This window comes from Microbacterium phyllosphaerae (assembly GCF_050628115.1).
GTDB classification, from domain to species: domain Bacteria; phylum Actinomycetota; class Actinomycetes; order Actinomycetales; family Microbacteriaceae; genus Microbacterium; species Microbacterium phyllosphaerae_A.
The window spans coordinates 3,705,679-3,730,206 of record NZ_CP192502.1 but is presented as its reverse complement, the minus strand read 5'-3'; the positions used below and the strand labels follow the sequence as shown (position 1 = coordinate 3,730,206).

Sequence of the window (24,528 nt, the reverse complement as noted above, 5' to 3'; positions counted from 1 at the left end):
CGTCCTACGGCAGCGCCGTAGACTTGGGCGATGAGCGAAGAGCAGCGTCCGCGGCTGAGGGATCTCTTCCGTCCGCGCCCGGTGGCGACGGACCGCACCGCGACCACCGATGTCGACGATGCCGTGCCCTTCGGGTTGCGGGTCACCGCGGCGTACGCCTGGCGAGTGCTGCTCATCGCAGCGGTCGTCGCCGGGTTCATCTGGCTCGTGATCGAGCTCAAGCTCCTCGTCATCCCGCTCATGGTCGGCATCCTGATCACCGCGCTGCTCTGGCCCGGGTTCCAGTGGATGCTTCGTCACCGCTTCCCGCGGTGGCTCGCCGTCGCCCTCTCGATCATCGGCACGCTGGCGATCGTGTCGCTGCTGCTGTGGCTCGTGATCTGGCAGATCCGTGCCCAGCTCCCCGATGTGCAGGAGCGCAGCTCCCAAGCCGTCGACGAGTTCCGCACGTTCCTCCTCGACGGCCCGCTGCACCTGAGCGAATCGCAGATCCAGGGGTACATCGATCAGGGTCTCCAGATCATCAACGAGCAGACGCAGGCGCTGCTCAACGGAGCACTCGCGGTCGGCACCACGGCTGCGCACGTCGTGACCGGCGCTGTGCTCTCGCTCTTCATCCTCATCTGCCTGCTCGCCGACGGCCGCGGCATCTGGAGGTGGACGCTGCGCCTCTTCCCGCGCGCCGCGCGCCCCGCCGCCGACGCCGCCGCGAGCAACGGGTTCGCCACGATCGTCAACTACGCACGCACGCAGCTGCTCGTGGCGGCGATCGACGCGGTCGGCATCGGAGTCGGTGCGGCGCTGCTCGGCGTCCCGCTCGCGATCCCCGTCGCGGTGCTCGTCTTCCTCGGATCGTTCATCCCGATCGTGGGTGCCGTCGTGACCGGCGCGATCGCGGTGCTGCTCGCTCTCGTGTACAACGGCCCCTGGATCGCGCTCGCGATGCTGGCCGTGGTGCTCGGAGTGCAGCAGCTCGAGGGCCACATCCTGCAGCCGATCCTGATGGGGTCGGCCGTGAAGGTGCATCCGCTCGCCGTCGTGCTGGTCGTCGCCGGTGGCTCGATGGTCGGCGGCATCCCCGGCGCGCTGTTCGCGGTGCCGCTCGCGGCGTTCGTCAACGTGGCGGCCGTCACCGTCAGCACGGGATCGTGGAAGACCGGCGATGTGCCGAACGCAGACCTGATCTGGAGTACAGTTCCGCGCGAGCGGAGACGGAGGAATCGATGAGCGCAGTCCCCAGCCTGACCGAGTTCGAGAGCGCTGCTCAGAGTCTGGCTGAGGTGATCACGCACACGCCGACGCTTCCGTCGCGGGCGCTGTCCGACATTCTCGGCGCACCCGTCCTGCTCAAGATGGAGAACCTGCAGCGCACGGGTTCGTTCAAGATCCGCGGCGCAGCGTATCGCCTGTCGCGGCTGAGCGCCGAAGAGCGCTCACACGGCGTCGTCGCGGCGTCGGCCGGCAACCATGCCCAGGGCGTTGCCCTGGCGGCCCAGGCCCTCGGCATCCCCGCCACGATCTTCATGCCCATCGGGGTGCCGGTGCCGAAGCTGCTCGCCACGCGGGGGTATGGCGCGGAGGTCGTGCTCGAAGGCGAGACCGTGGCCACTTCGCTCCGCCTCGCCTCGGAGTTCTCCGAGCGCACCGGCGCGATGCTCATCCACCCGTTCGACCACCGCGACGTCGTCGTGGGTCAGGGAACTCTCGGGCTCGAACTGCTCGACGACGCGCCCGAGGTCGACACGATCGTGCTCGGTATCGGTGGCGGCGGACTGATCGCGGGGGTCGCAGCGGCGGTCAAGGCGAGGGCCGCTCAGCTCGGACGCACGGTTCGCATCATCGGTGTGCAGGCCGAGAACGCGGCGGCGATTCCGCCGTCGCTCGATGCGGGGCATCCGGTCGACATCGAGACCAGGCCGACCATCGCCGACGGCATCCTCGTGGCCCGCCCGGGAGCGATCCCGTTCGACATCATCAAGGATCTCGTCGACGAGGTCGTCACGGTCTCCGACGATGATCTGGCTCGCGCGATCCTGATCCTGCTCGAACAGGCCAAGGTCGTCGTCGAGCCTGCAGGGGCCGCGGGAGTCGCCGCGATCCTCGCCGGCAAGGTATCGGCGACGGGCACGACGATGGCCGTGCTGTCGGGAGGCAACATCGACCCATTGCTGCTGCAGCGCGTGGTCTCGCACGGCCTCGCGGCATCCGGCAGGTACCTGACGATCCGCATCCCTCTTCCCGACCGCCCCGGTCAGCTCGCGCGCGTGTCCGAGCTGATCGCCGAGGCCGGAGCCAACGTGATCGAGGCGATGCACACCCGCCACGGCCACGGACTGCAGATCAGCGAGGTGTTCCTCGAGCTCAGCGTCGAGACGCGCGGTGCCGAGCACTCCGAGCACACACTCGATACGCTCCGTCGGGCAGGCTTCCATCCGATGATCGTCCCGGACTGAGCACCTGAGCATACGAAGAGGCCCCGTCCGCTCGGACGGGGCCTCTTCGTATGACGGGCGATATCGCCCTGGCCGTGGTGTCAGCCGGTGTAGGTCTCGACGTTGACGATCTCGACGGCGATGGAGCGACCGTTCGGAGCCTCGTACGACGACTTCTCGCCGACCTTGAGACCGAGGATCGCCTGCCCGAGGGGGCTTGCCTCGCTGTACACGTCGAGGTCGCTGCCGCCGGCCGCGATCTCTCGGCTGCCGAGGAGGAAGACCTCTTCGCCTCCTGCGACGACCGCGGTGACCACGGTGCCCGGCTCGACGATGCCGCGACTGGCGGGAGCCTCACCGACCTTCGCGGTCTTGAGCAGGTTCTCCAGGGTGCGGATGCGCGCCTCCTGCTTGCCCTGCTCGTCCTTGGCCGCGTGGTAGCCGCCGTTCTCCTTGAGGTCGCCCTCTTCGCGGGCCGCTTCGATGCGCTTGGCGATCTCATCGCGTCCCGTCGTGGACAGGTGTTCCAGCTCGGAGACGAGCCGGTCGTATGCTTCCTGCGTGAGGAAGGGAACCTGAGCGTCAGTAGACATGACGAAGCTCCTTCGGTAGGTACCCGCCGACGATCCGCGGGGGATATGCCAAGACGCCCCGGCAGGTTGCCAGGGCGTCGTCTTGCTGCGACGAGTCTAGGCGACCCAGCAGCTGTTCACCAAACCTGTCGTCGCGGCCGAGACCGTGGGAACGGTGGCCGACAGGGCCTGGGAATGGGTGTCGCCCGCGGGGATCTCGACGACCTTCCAGCCCACGACGCCGAACTCCTCGTCGAGCGCCTCGACGACGCATGCCACGTCCTTGCCCTGCACCCCTGTGATCTGGAACCGCACGGTGACGGAGTGCTCGTCGACCAGATCGAAACCGAGATCGTCGGAATCGACCGCGTTCATCTGCGTGGTCACGGTCATCCATCCGAAGGCCCCGACGAGCAGGACGGCGATCGCGATGACCACGATCCACGGGCCTCGTCGCCTGCGGGTGCGGCCGTATCGGTCGTCGAGCTGTTCTGCGGTTGTCACGGGGTGGCGCTTCCGGTCGTTAGGCTGGTAACTCCAGGTTATGCGACCTGCGCATGAAAGGCCGACTCCGTGCTTGCTCTGACCGAGACCCCGATGCCGACGCCCACGATGACGGTCGACCCCCAGCTGGTCACGCCCGGGTTCGTCGGCTTCGCCGCCGTGGTGATCATCCTGGTCGCCGTGATCCTCCTGATCCTCGACATGAACCGACGGATTCGCCGCGTGCGCTACCGGGAAGAGGTCAGAGAAGAACTCGATGCCGAAGAGGCCGCTCTCAAAGCCGATGAGGCGACCGAGACGGATGCCGACCTGCCGATCGTCCGCGAGGGCGACGACGACCCCGAGAAGCGCTGATCAGTCGCTGATCCGATCAGGCTCGCTCAGGCTCCGAGCGACGGCGACAGCGGCGCCAGGGCGATGAGCAGGCACGCTGTCCAGTGGCACAGGAACGCCAGCACCGTGCAGACGTGGAAGATCTCGTGGAAGCCGAAATGGCCGGGCCACGGGTTGGGCTTCTTGAGCGCGTAGACGATCGCCCCGCCCGTGTAGAGCAGGCCGCCGATGATGACGAGCACCATCATCGCCGCGTTCGCGACGAGCAGGTCTGCCATGTACATCACGGCCGCCCATCCGAGCACCAGATAGAGCGCGACGTAGAGCCAGCGCGGCGCGTTGATCCAGAACACCCGGAAGAGGATGCCGAGCAGAGCGCCGCTCCAGACGAGCACGAGGAGCAGCGCACCCTTCTCGGGCGGGAGGGCGAGCACGGCCAGCGGCGTGTACGTGCCGGCGATGAGCAGCAGGATGTTCGCGTGGTCGATCCGTTTGAGGACGACCTTGACCTTCGGGCTCCAGTCGAACCGGTGGTAGAGCGCGGAGTTCCCGAAGAGCAGCAGTGAGGTCGCCATGAAGACCGCGGCCGCCCATTTCGCCGCGCCGCCCTGGGCGACGATGATGAGCACCACACCGGCGACGATCGCGACGGGGAACGTGGCCGCATGGATCCACCCGCGCCACGTCGGTCTGATCTCGACGGCGGCATCGTGCGCCGCCTCCTCCAGAAGGGGCAGCTGGGGGACGTCAGGTACCGAGGAGTCGGGAGTGCTCACGCTCTCACTCTATGCGGGCCGCCATTCCAGCAGACGTACATATCCTGAGCGTCGGCCCACTGTCGCTCTGGCCTCGGCACGATAGCGTAGGGAGGTGATGTCACGTGATGGTCAGGGGCGGGGGCCGCTGTACCGGCTCTACACCAGCAGGCTGCGCCGCCACCTGGACCCGGCGTCCGTTCCGCACCATGTCGCGATGATGATCGACGGGAATCGGCGATGGGCCCGACAGCTCGGATACGAGACCCCGGCCGAAGGGCACCGGGCAGGTGCCGCCAAGATGCGGGAGTTCCTCGGATGGTGCGACGAGCTCGGCGTCCGTGTCGTGTCGCTGTATCTGCTCTCCAGCGACAACCTGCTCAAGCGTGACTCCGCAGAGCTGGCCGACCTCATCGAGATCATCGCGGAGCTCGCCGAGGCGCTCTCGCAGGAGCCGAACTGGCGGGTCAAGCACGTCGGACGATCCGACATCCTGCCCCCTGAGCTCGCCAGGGTGCTCGATGACGCGCAAGAGCGCACGCGCGAACACACGGGACTCCATGTGAATCTCGCTGTCGGCTATGGCGGGCGCAACGAGATCGTCGATGCGGTGCGCAGCATCGTCACCTCTCACCAGGCCTCGGGTGGCACGATCGAGGACCTTGCCGCGCATCTCACTCCCGAGATGATCGGAGAGCACCTTTATACGGGCGGGCAGCCGGATCCCGATCTCGTCATCCGCACGAGCGGTGAGCAGCGTCTGAGCGACTTCCTGCTCTGGCAGAGCGCGCACAGCGAGTTCTACTTCGTCGAGGCACTCGGTCCCGATCTCCGCCAGGTCGACTTCCTGCGTGCGATCCGCGACTTCGCCGACCGCGATCGGCGCTTCGGTCGCTGATTCGAGGCGTTCTGCGCCGCCGTGCCAGAATTGGTCGGTGAGTGCTTTCGACGCCTACCTCGGCTCCTTCGAGGGCGATCCGGGCTACCTGAACTGGGCGGCCTTCGGGCCGCTGTCTCCTTCGGTTCGCGAGGAGGTCTTCGCCGACGCGGATCTGCTCGCGAGCGGTCGTCCCTCGTCCCTCGCGCTCGTGGCCGAGCGGGTCGGTCAGGCACAGCATCTCATCGCCGAGATGCTCGGGTCAGATGCCGCCGATGTCACGCTCCAGCCCTCCTCGACTCACGGACTGATGCACGCCCTGTACGGGCTGAGCGGATCGGTCATCGCAGGCGGCGCCGAGTTCCCGAGCGTCAGCCTCACCCTCGAGCGTGCCGCCGCGGCATCACGTGGATCGTTGGCCCCGCGGTGGCTCAGCCCTGCCGACGGGCGCATCACGCCGGATGCCGTCGTAGAAGCCCTTGATGCGGATGTCTCCGCTCTCGTGCTGAGCCACGTGGACTTCCGCACGGGCTATCGCGTCGACCTCGCTGCGTTGCGAGAGCTGATCGGTCCCGACCGTCTGCTGATCGTCGACGCGGTGCAGTCGTTCGGCGTGGTGGACGCCGACTACTCCGCGGCCGATGTCGTGGTCGGCCACGGGTACAAGTGGCTGCGCGCCGGTCGCGGCAGTGGTTTCGCGTGGTTCTCGCCCCGCGCGCGAGAGAGGATCGCACCTGTGCTCAGCGGCATCACCGGTTCGTCGTCCGCAGGCCTTCCCGTCGACGACCTCCCGACTCCGTCTCCGACGGCGCAGGCGTACACGGTCAGTGGCCCTGACACGCTCGCGGCAGGTCGGCTCGCGATCGGCCTGCGCGACATGCGCGACGCCGGTGTGGCGGCGATCGAGGCGCGTCTCGCCGAGCAGGTCGACGCGGTCATCGAGATCGCCGATCGGTACGGCGTCCCGGTGATCTCCCCGCGGGAGCGCGACCGCCGCGCCGGCATCGTCTCGCTGCTGCCCGATGAGCCGGCTCGCCTCGCCGCGGCGTTGGCGAACGCCGGACTGGTGGTCACCGCGCGCGGCGCAGCGATCCGTGTGGCGCCCCACGCAGGCACGGATGCTGCCACCTTCGCGATGCTCGACGAGGCTCTTCAGGGATACGGTACCGCCCGTTAATCAACACGTAACGAAGTGATGGCGTGTCGAGTCGGGTTAATGTCGGCACCTGGTCGTAGCTTCTAGGCATCGGGCAAGGTGCCCGTCGGGTCGGCCTCAGGTTGACGACTCGTGACCCCCTGGTCGACTCGTTCGAAAAACCGGGATTCTCCCCGGGTCGGGAGTGGGTCGTGACCTCACGTACAGCGCAGCAGTCCGCAAGCACCGCGCAGCAGTCCACCCGTAAGACGACGACGCGAGCGGCGTCCGCTGATCCTGATCAGGATCTTCGGACCTACGTGCTCGACACGTCCGTCCTGCTGAGCGATCCGCAGGCGTTCTTCCGGTTCGCCGAGCATTCGGTCGTGCTTCCGGTGGTCGTCATCACCGAGCTCGAGGGCAAGCGGCACGACCCCGAGATCGGCTACTTCGCCCGGCAGGCTCTCCGTCACCTCGACGACCTGCGCGTCGAGCACGGTCGCCTGGACTTCCCGGTCGAGGTCGGAGAGGGCGGCACTCTTCGCGTCGAGCTCGCCAACACCGACGCTTCCGTGCTTCCCGCCGGCATCCGGCTCAGCGACAACGACACCCGCATCCTCTCGGTCGCCATGCATCTGGCGCAGGACGGACAGGACGTCACGATCGTCTCCAAAGACCTCCCGATGCGCGTCAAGGCCGCCTCTCTCGGACTCCGTGCCGAGGAGTACCTGGCCGAACAGGCGGTCGACTCCGGCTGGACCGGCATCACGACCTTGAATCTCTCGGGCGATGAGATCAGCGACCTCTACGAGAGCGAGGTCGGAATCAGCGAAGACGCCAGGGGGCTTCCGGTGAACACCGGCCTCATCATCCACTCCGAGCGCGGCTCCGCCCTCGGTCGCATGACGGGCGACGGCGAGTACAAGCTCGTACGGGGCGATCGCGACATCTTCGGCATGCACGGACGTTCGGCTGAGCAGCGCATCGCGATCGACCTGCTGACGGATCCCGATGTGGGCATCGTCTCTCTCGGCGGACGAGCGGGCACAGGCAAGTCGGCGCTCGCACTGTGCGCCGGACTCGAGGCGGTGCTCGAACGTCAACAGCAGAAGAAGATCATCGTCTTCCGCCCGCTGTTCGCGGTCGGCGGTCAGGAGCTCGGCTACCTTCCCGGAGACCAGGGCGAGAAGATGGGCCCCTGGGGGCAGGCGGTCTTCGACACTCTCGGCTCGGTGGTCTCGGGCAACGTCATGGAAGAGGTCGTCGAACGGGGCATCCTCGAAGTGCTGCCGCTGACCCACATCCGTGGCCGGTCGCTCCACGACGCGTTCGTGATCGTCGATGAGGCGCAGTCGCTCGAGCGCAACGTGCTGCTCACGGTGCTCAGCCGGATGGGGCAGAACTCCCGGGTCATCCTCACGCACGACGTCGGACAGAGAGACAATCTGCGCGTCGGCCGCCACGATGGCATCGCCAGCGTGATCGAGACGCTCAAGGGGCACGACCTGTTCGCACACGTGACGCTGATGCGGTCCGAGCGCTCGGCGATCGCGGCTCTCGTCACCGAGCTTCTCGAGGGCGGCGAACTCAGCTAGTCCTCGAAACGACGGATGCCGCAGGGAACGAGTCCCTGCGGCATCCGCGTGTCAGTGGCTGAGGATCAACCGGGGTGGGTCATCGAGAGCAGGTCGAGCTTCTCGTCGAGCTGCTCGAGAGTGAGGTCGCCCCGCTCGACGTAGCCGAGGTCGATCACGGCGTCGCGGACGGTGATGCCCTTCGCCACGGCGTGCTTGGCGATCTTGGCCGCAGCCTCGTAGCCGATGAGCTTGTTCAGCGGGGTGACGATCGACGGGCTCATCCCGGCGAATGCGGCAGCGCGCTCGAGGTTGGCCTCGAGGCCGTCGACGGTCTTGTCGGCGAGCACGCGCGACGCGTTCGCGAGCAGACGGATCGACTCCAGCAGCGCCGTACCCATCACCGGGATGGCGACGTTGAGCTCGAACGAACCGGATGCCCCGGCCCACGCGACGGTCGCGTCGTTGCCGATCACACGCGCGCAGACCATCAGCACGGCCTCGGGGACGACCGGATTGACCTTGCCGGGCATGATCGAGGATCCGGGCTGCAGGTCGGGGATGTGCAGCTCGCCGAGACCCGTGTTGGGGCCGGAGCCCATCCAGCGCAGATCGTTGTTGATCTTGGTCAGCGAGACGGCGATGGTGCGCAGCGCACCGGATGCCTCGACGAGGCCGTCGCGGTTGGCCTGCGCCTCGAAGTGGTCCTTCGCCTCGGTGATCGGCAGCTCGGTCTCGGCCGCGAGCAGCGCGATGACCTTCTGCGGGAAGCCGAGCGGCGTGTTGATTCCGGTGCCGGTCGCCGTGCCGCCGAGGGGGACCTCGGACACGCGGGGGAGGGCCGACTGCACACGCTCGATGCCGAGGCGGATCTGACGCGCGTAGCCGCCGAACTCCTGGCCGAGGGTGACCGGGGTCGCATCCATGAGGTGCGTGCGGCCGGACTTGACCGCGTCCTTCCACAGCTCCGCCTTCGCCTCGAGGGCGACGGCGAGGTGGTCGAGCGCCGGGATGAGGGTGTCGATCAGCGCCTGCGTTACGGCGATGTGCACGGAGGTCGGGAACACGTCGTTCGACGACTGCGAGGCGTTCACGTGGTCGTTCGGGTGCACGTTCGCACCGAGGATGCGGGTCGCGAGAGTCGCGAGGACCTCGTTCATGTTCATGTTCGACGACGTGCCGGAACCCGTCTGGTACGTGTCGACCGGGAACTCACGATCGTGTGCGCCTGAGGCGACCTGGTCTGCGGCCTGCGCGATCGCGTCGGCGATCGCGCCGTCGAGCGTGCCGAGCTCCTTGTTCGCGAGCGCTGCAGCCTTCTTGATGCGCGCGAGAGCGGCGATCTGCGTCGACTCGAGGCCCTTGCCCGAGATCGGGAAGTTCTCGACGGCGCGCTGCGTCTGCGCGCCGTACAGCGCGTTCACGGGCACCCGTACCTCGCCCATGGTGTCGTGCTCGATGCGGTAGCCCTGCGAGTTCTCGCCGCTGAGCTGGTCGGTGTCGGTCATTCCGAACCCTCCTTGGTTGCGGGGCCGTGCCCCTCGGTGTCGATTCCGTCTGTGTCGATGCCGACCGTGATGACGGGCACAGCGGTGCCCTCGGCCAGACGGTAGTTGGCGCCGACGATGCCCAGGCGGCCTTCGGCGACCGCGTGGGAGATCACCTCGGACGACTGCAGCAGATCGCTGACGGTGTTGCGTAGGTGCTCCTGGCCGACCAGGTCGGCGTCGATCTCGTCGACGGTGGTCCCACCGTTCTCGGCGAGCACCTTGCGGGCTGCGGGGACGATCGGCGCGATGAGCTTCCAGATGTGCGGAGGCAGGGGAGCGGCGTCGATCGCGGTGCCGTCGATGGCGGCGCGCACGGCGCCGCACGAGTCGTGCGCGAGGACGACGATCAGCGGCACGTTCAGCACCGCGACCGCGTATTCGAGGCTCGCGACGATCGACTCGCCGATCACCTGGCCGGCGTTGCGGACGACGAAGAGGTCGCCGAGGCCCAGGTCGAAGATGATCTCCGCCGCGAGGCGCGAGTCGGAGCATCCGAACAGGGTCGCGACCGGATGCTGCGCGGCAGCCAGGTGCTTGCGTCGCGCCACGTCCTGATTCGGGTGCCGGGGGGCGTCATCGACGAATCGCTGGTTGCCCTCCTGCATCTGCTTCCAGGCGGCGGCGGGCGTGAGCGTATCTGTCATGAGGGCTACTCCGAGAGGTCGCGGATCTGCGGGACGAGGGATTCGGCGAGCTCAGCCGTGGAGTCGGCCGAACGCGAGCCGTAGAGCAGAAGGTAATCGTCACCCGCCCGGGTGCCGATCGCGTAGGTGATGTTCTGCTTCGCGCCGGCATCGCCGAGCTCGAAGACATCCCACTCGATGCCGCCGATCGACGTCGTGTCCGTGGGCGCGGTTCCGTTCAGGCGTTGCGGCGCCCAGGAAGAATCGGTGCTGAAGGCCTGCGCGAGCTTGATGAAGCCGCGCTCGTCCTCGGCGGACGGGGCGAGCGTCACATCCCACACCGCGGTCGCGCCGCTCGTGAGGCCGGCAGCGTTCACGCGCCAGAAGTCGCCGAGATCGGGAACGATCACGGGACTGTCGACGGTGGACTCGACGTCGGCTGCGATGCCGACCATGTCGATCGTCGTGCTCGTCGCGGGTTCGCCGCGGGGCACGGCGAACACGATCACCGCGACGATGGCCAGGGTGGCGATCAGAGCGGCGATCAGGCTGCGCACCGTCTGGCTCGAGCGGTAGGCCTTGCTCGAGGCGGCCTTGCGGGCCGCCGTCTCAGCGGGGGTCTCGGGTCGGCCGAGCTCCGCGACGATGGGGGCGGGCTTGTTCACGACTCATCCTCGTCGGAGGTGTCGGCGGCGGCGCGGGAGGCTTCGAGGCGACGCTTCGCGCCGAGCAGCCACTCCTCGCACCGGGCGGCGAGAGCCTCGCCGCGCTCCCAGAGTGCGAGCGACTGCTCGAGGGTCGGAGCACCCTGCTCGAGCTCGGAGACGACCTTCACGAGCTCGTCGCGAGCGGCCTCGAACGACAGCGTGTCCACAGGGGTGTCGTTCAGCGCACTCACGCCTCCATCCTACGCGGTGCGCAGGGTGTGCTCATCCGGAGCGAGGTGCCGGTGCCTCCGCGATCTCTCCTTCGGAACGGGCCGCGACCGACCCTCGGTCGACCGTGATCGTCAGAGCGCTGCCGGCCGGTGCATCCGCCGCATCGCGAAGGATCACGCCACCCTCGAGATGCGCGATCGCGTAGCCGCGCGCGAGCGTTGCTGCGGGGGAGAGGGCGCGAAGCGACGCGCGCAGCTCGCTGGTCGCCCGCCCTGCCGCGTCGTGCTGGCGCGTGATCGTGTCGCGTCCGCGCGACAGCAGCAACCACACCTCCTGCGAGCGCGAGTCGATGATGGGGTCGGGCGAGCGCAGTGCAGGCCGGGAGCGCAGCTGCTCGAGCTGGGCGATGTCGTGGGACAGCCGCTGCGTGAGTCGGGAGGTCGCGCGAGACCGCAGCTGCGCTATCAGAGCGCGCTGCTCGCTGACGTCCGGCACGACGCGCTTCGCCGCGTCCGTCGGAGTGGAGGCGCGGAGATCTGCGACGTCGTCGAGGAGCGGGCGGTCGTTCTCGTGTCCGATCGCGCTCACCACGGGGGTGGATGCGGCAGCCACGGCGCGGACGAGCCGCTCATCGCTGAATCCGAGGAGGGTCTGCGGGTCTCCGCCGCCGCGCGCGATGATGATCACGTCGACGTCGGGGTCTGCGTCGAGTCTGGCGAGGGCAGCCAGGGTGTCGGGCACGCAGCGGTCGCCCTGGACGGCGGCGTACTCGGTGCGGAACCTGACCTGGGGCCAGCGCAGCTCCGCGTTGCGGTGCACGTCCTTCTCGGCGTCGGATCGTTCGCCCGTGATCAGCCCGATCACGTGCGGCAGGAACGGGAGGCGCTTCTTGCGTGCGGAGTCGAACAGTCCCTCCTGGCGCAGCTGCAGGCGGAGCCTCTCGAGGCGCTCGAGCTGATCGCCGAGCCCGACGTGCTTCATCGCCGAGACGGTGAAGCTGAAGTCGCCGGCCTTGACGAAGTAGTCGGCCTTGACGGCTGCCACGACGTGGTCGCCCACGGCGAGGTCGCCGGGGATGCGGGGGCGGACGCTCGACCACACCCTGATCGAGATCTGCGCGTCGGAGCGAGTGTCTTTGAGCCGGGCGAAGATGTTTCCACCGCGGACGTTCCAGGAGGTGATCTCGCCTTCGACCCAGACCGTGTTCCACCGAGCGACGAAGTCTCGGATCGTGCCGTTCAGGCGGGCGACGGAGGTCGGAGCGTCCGCGGAGGAGTCGCGCGGAGCGACAGCATCCGCCGGTGGAGTCTCGCCCGGCCGCGTCGAGGCTTCGAAGACCGTCATCCGCTCAGTGCACCTTCCCGCTCCTGCTCAGGTTCTCGGCGGTAGAATTCCAGTGTGACTTCGACTGCCGTTCATCTGCCTCTGCCGCGTGTCCCACGAGTACGTGGGGCGGCCGGGCGGCTTCAGGATAACCCGGTGGTGGGGAACAAGCGCGTTCTGCTCGCCGCGCCGCGTGGATACTGCGCAGGCGTCGACCGCGCGGTCGTCGCGGTCGAGAAGGCACTCGAGCGCTACGGCGCGCCTGTCTATGTGCGCAAGCAGATCGTGCACAACATCCACGTGGTGTCCGAACTCGAAGAGAAGGGCGCGATCTTCGTCGAAGAGGTCGACGAAGTGCCGGAAGGTGCTCACGTCGTGTTCAGTGCGCACGGTGTCTCGCCTGCGGTCGTGGAGGCAGCCTCCGATCGCGGCCTGCACGCCATCGATGCGACCTGCCCGCTCGTCACCAAGGTCCACCGCGAGGCCGTCCGCTTCGCCCGCGACGACTTCGAGATCCTGCTGATCGGTCACGAAGGACACGAGGAGGTCGAGGGCACCGCCGGCGAAGCCCCCGAACACGTGACCATCGTCAACTCGCCCGACGAGGCCGACACAGTGCAGGTGAAGGACCCCTCGAAGGTCGTCTGGCTCTCGCAGACCACTCTCTCGGTCGACGAGACCATGGAGACGGTCAACCGTCTGCGGACCCGCTTCCCGGAGATGCACAACCCTCCGTCCGACGACATCTGCTACGCGACGCAGAACCGTCAGGTGGCGATCAAGAAGGTCGCCGCGAACGCCGACCTCGTGATCGTCGTGGGTTCGTCCAACTCCTCGAACTCCGTGCGTCTGGTCGAGGTCGCCCTGGAGTACGGTGCGAAGGCCGCGTACCGCGTGGACTACGCCGAAGAGGTCAAGCAGGAGTGGCTCGACGGCGTCGCCACCGTCGGCGTCACCAGCGGGGCATCCGTTCCCGAGGTGCTGGTCCGTGAGGTCCTCGAGGCCCTCGACGGCGCGGGCTACCGCGATGTCGAAGAGGTCAAGACGGCAGAGGAGGACCTCATGTTCTCGCTGCCGAAGGAGCTTCGACAGGATGCCTCGGGTCAGCGCGACGCGCGTGCGCTGGGGGGCCGCGCCTCAGGCGGAAACGCCTGACCGTGCCCACCACGGAGGCGGCGCCGACCCTGATCGGATCGGTCCAGCGTGCTCTGCGCCTCGTCGATATCGTGGCGGACTCAGCCCGACCCGTGACCGTCAAGGCTCTCGCAGCGCTCACCGGTCTCACGCAGGGCACGACGTACAACCTCGTGCGCACGCTGATCCACGAGGGATACCTGGCCAACGAGCCGGACGGGCTCGTCCTCGGTGCGAGCTTCCCGGTGTTCCGGGCCGCCCCGGATGCCGGTGGCGTGCTCCTCGCGCGGGTGCGATCCTCGTTGCGGCAGGTCACCGACGCGGTCGGAGAGACGGCCTATCTGTCTCGGTACCACGATGGCGAGATGTACCTCGTCGATATCGTCGATGCCGTACGGAGTCCGCGGATCGACCTGTCGGTGGCGCTCGAATCGAGCGCGCACGCGACGGCGCTCGGCAAGCAGATCCTCACCGACCTGCCCGGTGAGGAGCGCCTCGACTACCTGTCGCGGCATCGCCTCGAGGAGCTCACACCGCGCACGATCAGCGACCGGGGCGCGCTGCTGGCGGAGCTGGAGCGGTCACGGGGCTTCGCCCTGGATCGTGAGGAGTACGCGATCGGCAACATGTGCGTCGCTGTTCCCGTGATCGCGCCGAACATCGTGGCGTCGCTGGCGATCTCGCTCCCCTCGGCCCGCGCGCAGGTCGACCGTGGTCTTGTGTCCAAGCTCAAGCAGACCGCGACGCGGTTGTCGTTGCAGCTGGGCGCGGATGCGTTGGCGGGCGCAGAACCGGACCTCCGGTCCTCGATCTGACGCTCGCCCGCACTATTGGTTCACTATCTGAAGAAATGCCACTAGCGGGTCGGCACGCGCTTTCCTAACATGTGAGATGTAGTCGCATGTGCAAACGGCACTACAGGTGGTGGAACGTCCCCAGCGTTCCTCGACCCACTTGGATGACGAGCGTCCCCAGCGTTCCGAATCCGCGGCCCCGAGGAGTCCCCACTTCTCCGGGGCCGCCATCATGTTCGGGCTGCTCAGTCTGGGAGCCGCGCAGAGATGGTGCGGATAGCATGGCGGCATGACCGACCAGCGGCCTCAGTACGGCGAAATCGCGACCCTCGAAGAGCAGCGCAAGGCAGCGGGGCTGCCGCCGCTCGACGAGATGCCCCCCGCGGTCGCCGTCGCATCGGTCCCTGAGACGCGGCCAGGGGGTGCAGCGGCCGTCCGGCCCCGCCCGGTCGACAGGTTCATCACCATCGGGCTGCTCGCCTACGGTCTCGTCAACGTCGTGGTGACCGGGCTGTCGTATCTCGACTTCCCCACCGCGATGAACCAGATGATGAGCGCCCTCGGGGTCGACGGCGAGTTCACGAACTTCGCTCAGGGCAAGGTCTGGGGAACGGTCGCAGCGATCGTGCTCGCCGCAGGGTGGTCGCTCACCGCGTTCTTCTCGATCCGACGACTGCGCGGAGGCAAGGCCTCGTGGTGGGTTCCGCTCGCAGGAGCCGCTGTGACGCTTCTCGTGGCATCGATCTGCGCCGCCATCCCGCTGATGAACGACCCCGCTTTCATCGACTTCGTCGCCAAGACCGCGGGCCAGTAGGCGGCTGAGACACAGAGATGCCCCCGACCGCAGCGGTCGGGGGCATCTCTCTGTCAGAGGAAGATCAGCTCTTCGACTGTCCGTACGAGCCGAGCTGGCGCGTGGACTCGACGACGCGGGCGGCCATCGCCGTCTCCGCGATCTTGCCCCAGGCGCGCGGGTCGTACTGCTTCTTGTTGCCGACCTCGCCGTCGACCTTGAGGACGCCGTCGTAGTTCTTGAACATGTAGTCGGCGATCGCACGGGTGTATGCGTACTGCGTGTCTGTGTCGATGTTCATCTTGATGACACCGTTGGCGACCGCGAGGGCGATCTCGTCATCGGTCGAGCCGGAGCCGCCGTGGAAGACGAGGTCGAGCGGCTTCGCGCCCGTGTTGTACTTCGCTGCGACCTGCTGCTGGATCTCGCCCAGGAGCTCGGGGCGCAGCTTGACACCACCGGGCTTGTAGACGCCGTGCACGTTGCCGAACGTGAGGGCGGCGATGTAGCGGCCCTGCTCGCCGAGGCCGAGAGCCTGGACCGCCTGGTCGACGTCCGCGAACGTCGTGTAGAGGGCATCGTTCGATCCCTCGTGTGCGACGCCGTCCTCTTCGCCGCCGACGACGCCGATCTCGACCTCGAGGATGGCGTTGATGTTCTTCATGCGGGGGAGGAGATCCTGAGCGATCTCGATGTTCTCCGCGAGGGGCACGGCCGAGCCGTCCCACATGTGCGACTGGAAGATCGGGTTGCGTCCGGCCTTGACCTCTTCTTCAGAGGCCGAGATCAGCGGCTCGACGAAGCCGGCGAGGGCATCCTTCGGGCAGTGGTCGGTGTGCAGTGCGACGGTGACCGGGTAGTTCTTGGCGACCTCGGTCGCGAAGCGGGCGAAGGCGAGTGCGCCGGTCGCGCGTGCCTTGACCGTGTGGCCGGCGAAGTAGTCCGCGCCGCCGGTGGTGACCTGGATGATTCCGTCGGAACCTGCCTCGGTCAGGCCCTGGAGGACCGAGTTGATCGTCTGCGAGCTCGAGACGTTGAATGCCGGGTACGCGAAGCCGCCGGCCTTCGCGCGGTCGAGCATTTCGGCGTACTGATCCGGGGTGGCGACGGGCATGAGAACTCCTGCGATTTTGGGAAGCCGGGACAGCAGTCACTCTATCGGGGCTGGCTCTCGGTTTCCGGCGGCGAGTCCCGGTGACCAGCCTGCTCCTGCGCTCACGTTAAGAATCAAGATTCCTTCGGCCTTCCGTGCGCGAAAACACCCTGGTTGGCGGTGTGTCGATGGCTAGGCTGACCGCATGGTTAGTCTTACTGCGGATCTCAGCCCTCTTCGTCCCGATCGAAACCTTGCGATGGAACTGGTGCGGGCCACCGAGGCGGCCGCGATCCGTGCCGTGCCGTTCATCGGTCGGGGTGCGAAAGAAGCTGCAGACGGCGCTGCGGTCGACGCGATGCGCGCGTTCCTCGGCACTGTCGCGTTCCAGGGGCGTGTCGTGATCGGCGAAGGCGAGAAGGACAACGCGCCGATGCTGTTCAACGGCGAAGAGGTCGGCACCGGCACCGGCCCGCAGTGCGACATCGCCGTCGACCCGATCGACGGCACCTCGCTCACCGCAGCGGGCCGCCAGAACGCCCTCTCGGTGATCGCAGTCTCCGACCGGGGTTCGATGCTCGATGCCTCCAGCGTGTTCTACATGGACAAGCTCGTGACGGGCCCAGCCGGCGTCGGAGTGGTCGACATCCGCCTTCCCATCGGCGAGAACATCCGCAAGCTCGCCGGCGCGCTCGGCAAGCCGGTCGACGAGATCGTCGTCTCGGTGCTCAACCGTCCTCGTCACGAGAAGCTGATCCAGGAGATCCGGGATGCCGGAGCGGGAACCCGTCTGATGAGCGACGGCGACGTCGCCGGCGGCATCAACGCTGCGCGTCATGCCGCTCGGACCGACATGTGCGTGGGCGTCGGCGGCAGCCCGGAGGGCATCGTCACGGCCTGTGCCATCAAGGCGCTCGGGGGTCACATCCAGGGTCGCCTCTGGCCGCGCGACGATGACGAGCGTCAGCGCGGTATCGACGCGGGGCTCGATATGGACAAGGTCTATGAGGCTGACGACCTGGTGCGAGGGGACAACACGATCTTCGTCGCGACCGGCGTGACCGATGGTCAGCTCGTCGCCGGTGTGCGTCGGGAGGGCGGCTACATCTACACCGAGAGCGTCGTGCTGCGTGGAGCCTCGGGAACGCTGCGCAGGATCGCCTCGGAGCACCTCGTCTCGAAGTGGCTCTGATACCCGTCGCCTGAGCGCCGACGGGCCATCGTTACCGACCCGGTACCGCTCTGCGGAGTGCTGGGCCAGGCATTCGCGCGCGGCCGTGTCACAATTGTCACTGGATTTGTCGCCGTCGACGGAGCCGCCAGGCACCGCAGGCACAGGAGGGCAGACCGATGACAACGCAGCACACGAGTGGTTCCAAGGCCGCGCCGACCAAAATCGTGACGACGCCCACCGGTCGAATCATGCGAATCAACGTCGATGAGGCCGGGGTGCCTCTTCCGACCGGGACGCCGGCGCCGCCTGTGGTCACGACCGCCGTCACCGACCCCGCTCGACGCGCTGATGTGCTGTTCCGAAAGCGCCTCGATGAGGGGCACGAGATCAGCTCCTGGTGGATGATCGGCGCTTTCGTCGTCACCAGCGGCCTCGTCATCCTCCTGCTCAGCGGCGTACCGGGCATCGCCTGACGTCAGTTGCGGGTCTCTTCGGGTTCGATCACCCCGGAGGCTGACCCCGTCTAGGCTGGCCCTGCGCTGCCGAAGCGGGAGCGGACATCTCCGACGTCGGCCTGAATCGAGGCACCCGGTTCTTCGGATGTCTCGGCATCCGGGTGGTTGACGTCACGGTTCGACTCGCGATCCTGCTCTGAGTCGATCATGAGTTCGGGCGCGGTGAAGCGTCGGGTCTGTGCCGTGACCGCGGGCGGAGCCGCGTCGAGCGTCGACGCGCTGATCCCTGGGAACAGCCTGGCTGTCACGAGCACGCGGCTCTCGAGGGAGCCGGCGAACCTGTTGTAGCTGTCGACGGTGCGCTCGAGCGCACGGCGCAGGTCGTCTGCGTGGCCGGCGAGCACACCGAGCCGGTCGTACAGCTGCGTTCCCAGGTTCAGCAGTGCTCGTGCTTCGGTCGAGACCTCCTGCTGGGTCCAGCTGTAGGCGACGGTCTTGAGCACTGCCCACAGGTTCACGGGCGATGCGAGCGCCACTCTCTTGCTGAAGGCGTAGTCCAGCAGCGCCGGATCTTCGTCGATGGCCGCAGCGAGGAGCGACTCGCTCGGCAGGAAGCAGATGACGAACTCGGGGCTCGCGTCGAGACCCGACCAGTAGGCCTTCTTCGCGAGTGCGTCGATGTGGGCACGCACGGCCTTCACATGCCTCTGCATGTGCGTGCGTCGCTGAGCCTCGTGGGCGTCTCCGATCGGCAGCGCCGACGCTTCGAGATAGGCGTCGAGCGGCACCTTGGCGTCGACTGCGATCGACGTGCCGCCGGCCAGGCGGATCACCATGTCGGGGCGCCCCTGACCACGATCAGACGAGATGGTCGACTGCAGATCGAAGTCGACGTGACGGATCAGTCCTGCGGCCTCGACGACGCGGCGCAACTGAGTCTCGCCCCAGACGCCGCGTGTGGCTGTCGACCGCAGCGCTCCGGCGAGCGACTCGGTCGTCGAGCGCAGAGCCTCGTCGGACTCCTGCGCGCGCCTGAGCTGCTCTGCGAGGGACCCGAACTGCGCATGCCGTTCCTGCTCGATGGCCGACACCTTCTGCTGCATCTGCTGCAGGCTCTCGCGAACGGGGGCGAGAGCCGTGAGCACCGCATTCTGCTGCTGCACACGCTGCGCCTCGGCGCGCTGCTCGAGTCTCGCGTGCTCGACGGCATCCCGATACAGGTCGTACTGCCGGTCGCGATCGTCTCGGGCGGCGGCGAGCTCTGCCTCGGCACGAGCGAGATCCGCCGCACCGCGGGAGCCACGGAGGAACCATCCCACTGCGGCTCCGGCCACGAGAGCGGCCAGGAGGAGAACGAGAGTGAGAGCATCCATGTGCTCCATGATGCGCTCGGCCACGGACATTCGTCCGGTGCGACTCAGGCGACGGCACGCTCCGGAGTGACGACGACCGGATCGGTCACACGCAGCTTGAGCGCATCGGCCAGGGAGAAGACGTCGGATGCGCCGTTCCGGCGGGCGGCATCGATGATGATGTGCGCGCAGGCGAGCGCGTCAGCGAGCGCGTCATGGTGGGAGAAGCCGGTGAAACCGGCAGCCTCGGCGGCCTTCGGGAGCCGATACGACTCGAGCTCGTAGGTCTTGCGCGCCACCTGCAGGCTGCACAGCGAGCGATACGGCGGGCAGTCGCCACCGGTGGCCTCCGACGCGCGGCGGAGCACGTTGAGGTCGAAGCCTGCGTTGTGCGCCACGAGCACGTCGGCGCCCGCGAAGGCGCAGAGACGGTCGAACTGATCCGACCAGGTGGCCGCGTCCAGCACGTCGTGCGCACGGATGCCGTGGATCTTCGTGTTCCACTCCTGGAACTCGTCGTGCCCCGCCGGCGGGCGGATCAGCCATCCGGCCGTCGCGACGATCCGGCCATCGCGCACACGCACGAGGCCGACGGAGCAGGCTGAGGCGGGGCTGGAATTCGCCGTCTCGAAGTCGATAGCGGTGAAGTCCAGTGGCACATCCCCACTCTCTCCCGGCATCCGAGACGCCCCAGGATGACTCGCCGTAGGCTGGCGACATGAGTACCGACCGAGCGACATCCTTCGGCGCCGAAGCCGCGAACTACGAGGCCGGAAGACCCGACTATCCCTTCGAGGCAGTCACTTGGATGCTCGAGCCGATGCCGCACGGCTCTCGTCGCATCGCCGATGTCGGCGCGGGCACGGGCAAGCTCACGCAGGTCCTCGCTCAGGCACCGGACGCCGAGGTCGTGGCCGTCGACCCGGATGCCACCATGCTCGAGACCCTGCGCCTGAGCGTCCCCGGCGTTCCGACGTTCCAGGGAACCGCCGAGCGGATGCCGCTGCCCGATGCGAGCGTCGACGCCGTCGTGCTCGGTCAGGCGTGGCACTGGGTGGAGCCGTCAGCTGCATCTGCCGAGCTCGGACGGGTCGTCCGCGCCGGGGGAGTCCTGGGGCTGATCTGGAACATCCGCGACGAGCGCGTGGAGTGGGTTCGTCGCCTGACCGACATCATGCACAGCAGTGCGGCCGAGAACATGGTCAACGGCCCCGGTTCCGACGGCCCACGCATCGAGGCGCCCTTCACGCATGTCGAGAAGCAGCAGTGGGAGTGGGCCCGCCCGATGAGCAGGGCGAGACTGCACCAGATGGCGCTCTCACGCAGCTACCTCATCACCGCCCCCGCCGACGAGCGCGCGGAGATCACCCGGCAGATGGACGACCTGTTCGACGAGCTGGGGCTCGATGGCGAGACGACGATCGACCTCCCCTACGTGACGCACGCGTTCCGCGCCGTGCGCGCCTGACCGGCATCCCGCAGGGACTGCGCATCCACGGCAGGTAGACTCGACCCCCGTGGCTCTCACTATCGGAATCGTCGGCCTGCCCAATGTCGGCAAGTCCACCCTCTTCAACGCTCTGACCAAGAACGACGTGCTCGCGGCGAACTATCCGTTCGCGACGATCGAGCCGAACGTCGGGGTGGTGAACCTGCCCGATCCGCGTCTCGACAAGCTCGCCGAGATCTTCGGCAGCGAGCGCATCCTTCCCGCGGCCGTGTCGTTCGTCGACATCGCCGGCATCGTGCGCGGCGCGAGCGAGGGTGAGGGCCTCGGCAACAAGTTCCTCGCGAACATCCGTGAGGCGGATGCCATCGCGCAGGTCGTCCGCGGCTTCGCCGACGACGACGTCGTGCACGTCGACGGCGCGGTCAACCCGGCGTCCGACATGGAGACCATCAACGCCGAACTCATGCTCGCCGACCTCGAGACCGTCGACAAGGCGATCACGCGGTATGAGAAGGAGGTGCGCGGCAAGAAGATCGAGCCCGTCGTCCTCGAGACCGCCAACGCGGCCAAGGATGCTCTGGAGCGCGGCGTGCTGCTGTCCGTCGCCGGAATCGATCTGACCCCGATCCGCGAGCTCGGGCTTCTCACGGCCAAGCCCGTCATCTTCGTCTTCAACGTCGACGAGGGCGTGCTCACGAACGATGCCCGCAAGGCGGAGCTCGCCGCGCTGGTCGCTCCCGCGAAGGCGATCTTCCTCGACGCGAAGATCGAGTCCGAGCTGATCGATCTCGACCCCGAGGACGCCGCGGAGCTGCTCGCGTCGACCGGCCAGGACGAGTCCGGTCTCGACCAGCTCGCCCGCATCGGTTTCGACACCCTCGGTCTGCAGACCTACCTCACGGCCGGGCCCAAGGAGGCACGCGCGTGGACGATCCCCAAGGGATCCAAGGCGCCGCAGGCCGCCGGTGTCATCCACACCGACTTCGAGAAGGGCTTCATCAAGGCCGAGATCGTGTCGTTCGACGACCTCGTCGAGACCGGCTCTGTCGTCGAAGCCCGCTCCAAGGGCAAGGCCCGCCTCGAGGGCAAGGACTACGTCATGCAGGACGGCGACGTCGTGGAGTTCCGCTTCAACAACTGAGCGCTCTGGCGGCTCACCGACTCGCAGCGTCTATATTGGCTTCGCAGTGATCAGTTGCGAACGGAACGCATGTACGAGGAACGTCACCCTGACTCGCGTGTGCTGGAGTGTGTGTGGCAGGCGCGGGCGACGCGAGATGAGCGCTACCTCGTCGCGGCCGTCGAGTACTGGGATCTGTGGTTCGCCCGCGACCCGGATGGTGAGATGCTCGCCGGCCTGACAGGTCCGACCCTGGGGCACCGCTGGATCCGCTCGACGGTCGGCGAGCACAGCTGGGGCATCCAGCTGAAGGCTCACGCGGTCCTGCCCGGAGTGAGCAAGCTGCTCCTGCGCGGCGGCGAGCAGCACCTCGCCGTCCGAGCGGGGAAGGTCACAATCGGGCAGCATGCACTACCGTTCCCGGAGTTCGAGGACCTCGAGAGCTTCACTGATCGTCTTCTCGAGCTCGACGTGCTGCGCGATGACGAGCAAGTCAGGCGGATGCTCGGCGGCGATGACGTGGGCTACTCGGAAAGACACCGTCAGCGCCGGGTCCGCGCCGTGACAGGGCTCACGCGCAAGCAGATCGAGCAGTTGTCGCGAGCGCGTGAAGCGTTCGCCCTGCTGTTACAGGGCGTCCCGCCGACGGAATGCGCTGCGCGCTGCGGTTTCGCCGACCAGGCTCACCTGACTCGTTCGTTGAGGGCCTTCCACGGCCAGACGCCGGCCCAGGTGCTGTCAGGTCGATGATGGCGGAAAAATTCAATACCGAGGCAGTCACCCGGTGGTGGACTGAGGGCATCGCATCCATCACCAGCAGAGGAGCAGACGATGTCCATTCCCGCCGCCCCCGAGGGCTACGCCACCGTCAACCCGTTCATCATCACGACGGGCGCCGAGGATCTGACCCGGTTCGTCATCGACGTCTTCGGCGGCGAGGAGCGTGCCGAGGCACGCACCGTCGATGACGACGGCCTTCTGCTTCAGGCCGAGGTGAGAGTGGGCACGACCACCATCATGCTCGCGGAGCGCAAGCCGGACTGGCCTTTCACTCCGAGCCTGCTTCAGATCTATGTCGATGACCTCGACGCCGTACTCGAGCGGGCTCTCGCGCGCGGGGGTCGTCTGGTCACGAAGCCCACCGACTTCTTCGGCACGCAGTTCGCTCGGGTGCAGGATTCGAGTGCGAACCTCTGGTGGATCTGGCAGCACGGTGATGCGGTCTGGGACGCCGATGAAAGCGGGAGCGAGTGGACGGCAGAGGACGGGGATCAGGGATGGGGTGAGATCTCGCCCGAGCTCGCCTACATCCATGACACGCTGCTCGAGGCGATGACCGCCCTGCGCGATCCCAAGGCCTGACAAGCGCACCGCCGACAGATGCGCGGGTCCTGTCAGCTCCGTGCCCATCGCTCTCGTGCCGGCACTTCACTCCACTGCCAGCGGTCGACTTCGGTCCTGTCCGCACGCCGGAGGATGGGGTTGCCGCGGACGCAGAGTCCCCAGAAGAGCACGCGCTCGCAGTCGAGACAGTCCATGAAGCTGACGATCGTGTACTTCAGGTCTGACTCGAGCAGAGGGATCATGTCCTCGAGCGGAACGTCACCTCGCAGTTCGCGCATCCGGCCGGTGCTGACCCTGTCGATCAGCGCCGCTGTCGTCGCGTCGATGTCCCAGGGGAGCGCGCCGATGCCGGGTACCCCGGCTGAGTCGCAGGTCTTGCAGTCGTCCACGGGTCCAGTCTCGTCGAACACGTGGTCTAGCCGCGACCGTCGACGTCCTGACGCAAGACCTCGGGCCAGGCTTCGACATCCGCCGGCGTGCGCGCGACCGTCAGCGTCGCGTTCGGGAGCAGCGCGGCGAGTGATTCCGCGGTCGACAGCGGGTGGCCGGGGTCGTCCACCCACGCCAAGATGGTCGTCGGCACATCGATTCGCGCGACGGATTCAGGGGCTGGCAGATCGCTGATTGCCGCACCGCGAAGCAGCGACGGCAGGAGAGCGTCGGCGACGTCGGGCCATGTCTCCGGCGCACCGACGGTGGCCGGGGGTGGTGTCGATCCGCGCGTGGCGGCGTGGAACGCTTCCACACCGTCGGATTCGATGAGCTCTGCCGCCGTCCGATAGATCGCGGCTTGATCGGGCCTGGTCTCCCACGCGGTGGGCGGCACCATGAGTGTGAGCCCGGTGAAGCGGTCGGGCTCGCGCGACGCAGCGTGCAAGAGAGTCGCGGCGCCCATGGAGGGGCCGACCCCGTGGACGGGTTCGCCCGGGAACCAGCGATCGAGCAATCGCAGAAGATCCTCGGCGAGGTTCGGCCAGCGATAGTCCTCCGAGACCTTGCGCCCGGTCGACCGACCATGGCCCCGTGCGTCGTACCGCAGCAATCGAGTTCCGCTGAGCCCTCGACCGAGGTCGAGATTGAGCACCCGATCGCGGGCCCGGCTCGACGTGAGTCCGTGCAACTGGACCACCGGGTGTCCGCCTTCGTCGCTCAAGGCGACAGCCAGCTCGGCTCCGGGTACCTCGAAAGTGGGCATCAGGCTCCTCGATCGGTGACTGGACGAGTCTGGTCGGGCAGTCGTGGAGTTTTCAGGTTATCGGGGCC

28 protein-coding genes are annotated in these 24,528 nt (G+C 67.6%); 15 read left to right on the top strand and 13 right to left on the bottom strand.

What is annotated here, in order from left to right; translation table 11 throughout:
• The first annotated feature begins 30 nt into the window (after positions 1 to 30).
• Both ACQ4LY_RS17925 and ilvA read left to right on the top strand, forming a co-directional pair.
• Positions 31 to 1,227, top strand: coding sequence for an AI-2E family transporter (locus ACQ4LY_RS17925; RefSeq protein ID WP_431073727.1), 1,197 nt, complete (start codon positions 31 to 33; stop codon positions 1,225 to 1,227).
• Positions 1,224 to 2,453: a threonine ammonia-lyase gene (ilvA, locus tag ACQ4LY_RS17920; protein WP_431073725.1), complete on the top strand. Its 1,230-nt coding sequence runs from the start codon at positions 1,224 to 1,226 to the stop codon at positions 2,451 to 2,453. The genes ACQ4LY_RS17925 and ilvA overlap by 4 nt, the downstream gene beginning before the upstream one ends.
• Positions 2,454 to 2,533: 80 nt before the next feature.
• On the opposite strand, the gene greA is transcribed toward ilvA, so the two are convergent.
• Positions 2,534 to 3,025 (bottom strand): transcription elongation factor GreA, encoded by a 492-nt coding sequence (gene greA / locus ACQ4LY_RS17915; protein ID WP_056308754.1) that lies wholly within the window; start codon positions 3,023 to 3,025, stop codon positions 2,534 to 2,536.
• 96 nt (positions 3,026 to 3,121) lie between these two features.
• A complete protein-coding gene (locus ACQ4LY_RS17910; protein WP_431073723.1) occupies positions 3,122 to 3,508 on the bottom strand; it encodes a DUF4307 domain-containing protein in 387 nt (128 codons plus the stop codon).
• A gap of 69 nt (positions 3,509 to 3,577) precedes the next feature.
• Between ACQ4LY_RS17910 and ACQ4LY_RS17905 the strand changes: the two genes are divergently transcribed.
• Complete coding sequence (locus tag ACQ4LY_RS17905) at positions 3,578 to 3,862, top strand: hypothetical protein (protein ID WP_431073721.1); 285 nt, start codon at positions 3,578 to 3,580, stop codon at positions 3,860 to 3,862.
• Positions 3,863 to 3,888: 26 nt separating this feature from the next.
• Here ACQ4LY_RS17905 and trhA read toward each other — a convergent pair whose 3' ends face one another.
• Positions 3,889 to 4,617: a PAQR family membrane homeostasis protein TrhA gene (gene trhA / locus ACQ4LY_RS17900; protein ID WP_056308749.1), complete on the bottom strand. Its 729-nt coding sequence runs from the start codon at positions 4,615 to 4,617 to the stop codon at positions 3,889 to 3,891.
• Positions 4,618 to 4,714: 97 nt separating this feature from the next.
• On the opposite strand from trhA, the gene ACQ4LY_RS17895 reads away from it, so the two are divergent.
• From ACQ4LY_RS17895 to ACQ4LY_RS17885, 3 genes are all read left to right on the top strand, one after another.
• Positions 4,715 to 5,494 (top strand): isoprenyl transferase, encoded by a 780-nt coding sequence (locus ACQ4LY_RS17895; RefSeq protein WP_431075724.1) that lies wholly within the window; start codon positions 4,715 to 4,717, stop codon positions 5,492 to 5,494.
• A 37-nt stretch (positions 5,495 to 5,531) separates the two neighbouring features.
• Entirely contained in the window at positions 5,532 to 6,650 is a 1,119-nt protein-coding gene (locus tag ACQ4LY_RS17890; protein WP_431073719.1) for an aminotransferase class V-fold PLP-dependent enzyme, read from the top strand.
• A gap of 170 nt (positions 6,651 to 6,820) precedes the next feature.
• Entirely contained in the window at positions 6,821 to 8,203 is a 1,383-nt protein-coding gene (locus ACQ4LY_RS17885) for a PhoH family protein (RefSeq protein ID WP_120493280.1), read from the top strand.
• Positions 8,204 to 8,268: 65 nt separating this feature from the next.
• Here the strand turns inward: ACQ4LY_RS17885 and ACQ4LY_RS17880 are convergent, their stop codons facing one another.
• Genes ACQ4LY_RS17880 through xseA form a run of 5 tightly spaced genes read right to left on the bottom strand, consistent with a single transcriptional unit; the run spans position 8,269 to position 12,577 of the window.
• Complete coding sequence (locus ACQ4LY_RS17880; protein WP_431073715.1) at positions 8,269 to 9,690, bottom strand: class II fumarate hydratase; 1,422 nt, start codon at positions 9,688 to 9,690, stop codon at positions 8,269 to 8,271.
• Complete coding sequence (locus ACQ4LY_RS17875; RefSeq protein WP_431073713.1) at positions 9,687 to 10,376, bottom strand: carbonic anhydrase; 690 nt, start codon at positions 10,374 to 10,376, stop codon at positions 9,687 to 9,689. Before ACQ4LY_RS17875 ends, ACQ4LY_RS17880 begins: the two co-directional genes overlap by 4 nt.
• A 5-nt stretch (positions 10,377 to 10,381) precedes the next feature.
• On the bottom strand, positions 10,382 to 11,020 hold the full coding sequence (locus tag ACQ4LY_RS17870; RefSeq protein WP_431073711.1) for a DUF4245 family protein: 639 nt from the start codon (positions 11,018 to 11,020) through the stop codon (positions 10,382 to 10,384).
• Entirely contained in the window at positions 11,017 to 11,253 is a 237-nt protein-coding gene (locus ACQ4LY_RS17865) for an exodeoxyribonuclease VII small subunit (protein ID WP_431073709.1), read from the bottom strand. Before ACQ4LY_RS17865 ends, ACQ4LY_RS17870 begins: the two co-directional genes overlap by 4 nt.
• Positions 11,254 to 11,284: 31 nt before the next feature.
• Entirely contained in the window at positions 11,285 to 12,577 is a 1,293-nt protein-coding gene (xseA, locus tag ACQ4LY_RS17860) for an exodeoxyribonuclease VII large subunit (RefSeq protein WP_431073707.1), read from the bottom strand.
• A gap of 54 nt (positions 12,578 to 12,631) precedes the next feature.
• Between xseA and ACQ4LY_RS17855 the strand changes: the two genes are divergently transcribed.
• From ACQ4LY_RS17855 to ACQ4LY_RS17845, 3 genes are all read left to right on the top strand, one after another.
• On the top strand, positions 12,632 to 13,711 hold the full coding sequence (locus ACQ4LY_RS17855; RefSeq protein WP_431073705.1) for a 4-hydroxy-3-methylbut-2-enyl diphosphate reductase: 1,080 nt from the start codon (positions 12,632 to 12,634) through the stop codon (positions 13,709 to 13,711).
• A 2-nt stretch (positions 13,712 to 13,713) separates the two neighbouring features.
• Complete coding sequence (locus tag ACQ4LY_RS17850; RefSeq protein WP_431073703.1) at positions 13,714 to 14,505, top strand: IclR family transcriptional regulator; 792 nt, start codon at positions 13,714 to 13,716, stop codon at positions 14,503 to 14,505.
• Between the two features lie 268 nt (positions 14,506 to 14,773).
• Positions 14,774 to 15,298 carry a DUF6264 family protein gene (locus tag ACQ4LY_RS17845; RefSeq protein ID WP_431073701.1) on the top strand — a complete coding sequence of 175 codons (525 nt, stop codon included), beginning with the start codon at positions 14,774 to 14,776 and terminating at the stop codon, positions 15,296 to 15,298.
• A 64-nt stretch (positions 15,299 to 15,362) separates the two neighbouring features.
• On the opposite strand, the gene fbaA is transcribed toward ACQ4LY_RS17845, so the two are convergent.
• A complete protein-coding gene (gene fbaA, locus ACQ4LY_RS17840; RefSeq protein WP_431073699.1) occupies positions 15,363 to 16,391 on the bottom strand; it encodes a class II fructose-bisphosphate aldolase in 1,029 nt (342 codons plus the stop codon).
• Between the two features lie 184 nt (positions 16,392 to 16,575).
• Here fbaA and glpX point away from each other — a divergent pair, with 184 nt between their 5' ends.
• Both glpX and ACQ4LY_RS17830 read left to right on the top strand, forming a co-directional pair.
• Positions 16,576 to 17,562, top strand: coding sequence for a class II fructose-bisphosphatase (gene glpX / locus ACQ4LY_RS17835; protein WP_056308721.1), 987 nt, complete (start codon positions 16,576 to 16,578; stop codon positions 17,560 to 17,562).
• A gap of 158 nt (positions 17,563 to 17,720) precedes the next feature.
• Positions 17,721 to 18,017: a hypothetical protein gene (locus ACQ4LY_RS17830; RefSeq protein ID WP_140036590.1), complete on the top strand. Its 297-nt coding sequence runs from the start codon at positions 17,721 to 17,723 to the stop codon at positions 18,015 to 18,017.
• Between the two features lie 50 nt (positions 18,018 to 18,067).
• Here the strand turns inward: ACQ4LY_RS17830 and ACQ4LY_RS17825 are convergent, their stop codons facing one another.
• A complete protein-coding gene (locus tag ACQ4LY_RS17825; RefSeq protein WP_431075723.1) occupies positions 18,068 to 19,372 on the bottom strand; it encodes a DNA recombination protein RmuC in 1,305 nt (434 codons plus the stop codon).
• A gap of 44 nt (positions 19,373 to 19,416) precedes the next feature.
• Complete coding sequence (locus ACQ4LY_RS17820; RefSeq protein ID WP_311243064.1) at positions 19,417 to 20,010, bottom strand: exonuclease domain-containing protein; 594 nt, start codon at positions 20,008 to 20,010, stop codon at positions 19,417 to 19,419.
• A 59-nt stretch (positions 20,011 to 20,069) separates the two neighbouring features.
• Here ACQ4LY_RS17820 and ACQ4LY_RS17815 point away from each other — a divergent pair, with 59 nt between their 5' ends.
• The 4 genes from ACQ4LY_RS17815 to ACQ4LY_RS17800 all read left to right on the top strand — a co-directional run bounded on the left by ACQ4LY_RS17815 (position 20,070) and on the right by ACQ4LY_RS17800 (position 23,283).
• Positions 20,070 to 20,819 carry a class I SAM-dependent methyltransferase gene (locus ACQ4LY_RS17815; RefSeq protein WP_431073696.1) on the top strand — a complete coding sequence of 250 codons (750 nt, stop codon included), beginning with the start codon at positions 20,070 to 20,072 and terminating at the stop codon, positions 20,817 to 20,819.
• A gap of 49 nt (positions 20,820 to 20,868) precedes the next feature.
• Entirely contained in the window at positions 20,869 to 21,942 is a 1,074-nt protein-coding gene (gene ychF / locus ACQ4LY_RS17810) for a redox-regulated ATPase YchF (RefSeq protein ID WP_056376106.1), read from the top strand.
• 69 nt (positions 21,943 to 22,011) lie between these two features.
• The gene (locus ACQ4LY_RS17805) at positions 22,012 to 22,671 is read left to right on the top strand and encodes a helix-turn-helix domain-containing protein (protein ID WP_431073693.1); all 660 of its coding nucleotides are present in this window, start codon (positions 22,012 to 22,014) and stop codon (positions 22,669 to 22,671) included.
• A gap of 81 nt (positions 22,672 to 22,752) precedes the next feature.
• Positions 22,753 to 23,283: a VOC family protein gene (locus tag ACQ4LY_RS17800; protein WP_363571361.1), complete on the top strand. Its 531-nt coding sequence runs from the start codon at positions 22,753 to 22,755 to the stop codon at positions 23,281 to 23,283.
• A gap of 32 nt (positions 23,284 to 23,315) precedes the next feature.
• Here the strand turns inward: ACQ4LY_RS17800 and ACQ4LY_RS17795 are convergent, their stop codons facing one another.
• Both ACQ4LY_RS17795 and ACQ4LY_RS17790 read right to left on the bottom strand, forming a co-directional pair.
• A complete protein-coding gene (locus ACQ4LY_RS17795; protein WP_431073691.1) occupies positions 23,316 to 23,654 on the bottom strand; it encodes a hypothetical protein in 339 nt (112 codons plus the stop codon).
• Positions 23,655 to 23,680: 26 nt separating this feature from the next.
• A complete protein-coding gene (locus tag ACQ4LY_RS17790; RefSeq protein WP_431073689.1) occupies positions 23,681 to 24,460 on the bottom strand; it encodes an alpha/beta fold hydrolase in 780 nt (259 codons plus the stop codon).
• Between the last annotated feature and the right edge of the window lie 68 nt (positions 24,461 to 24,528).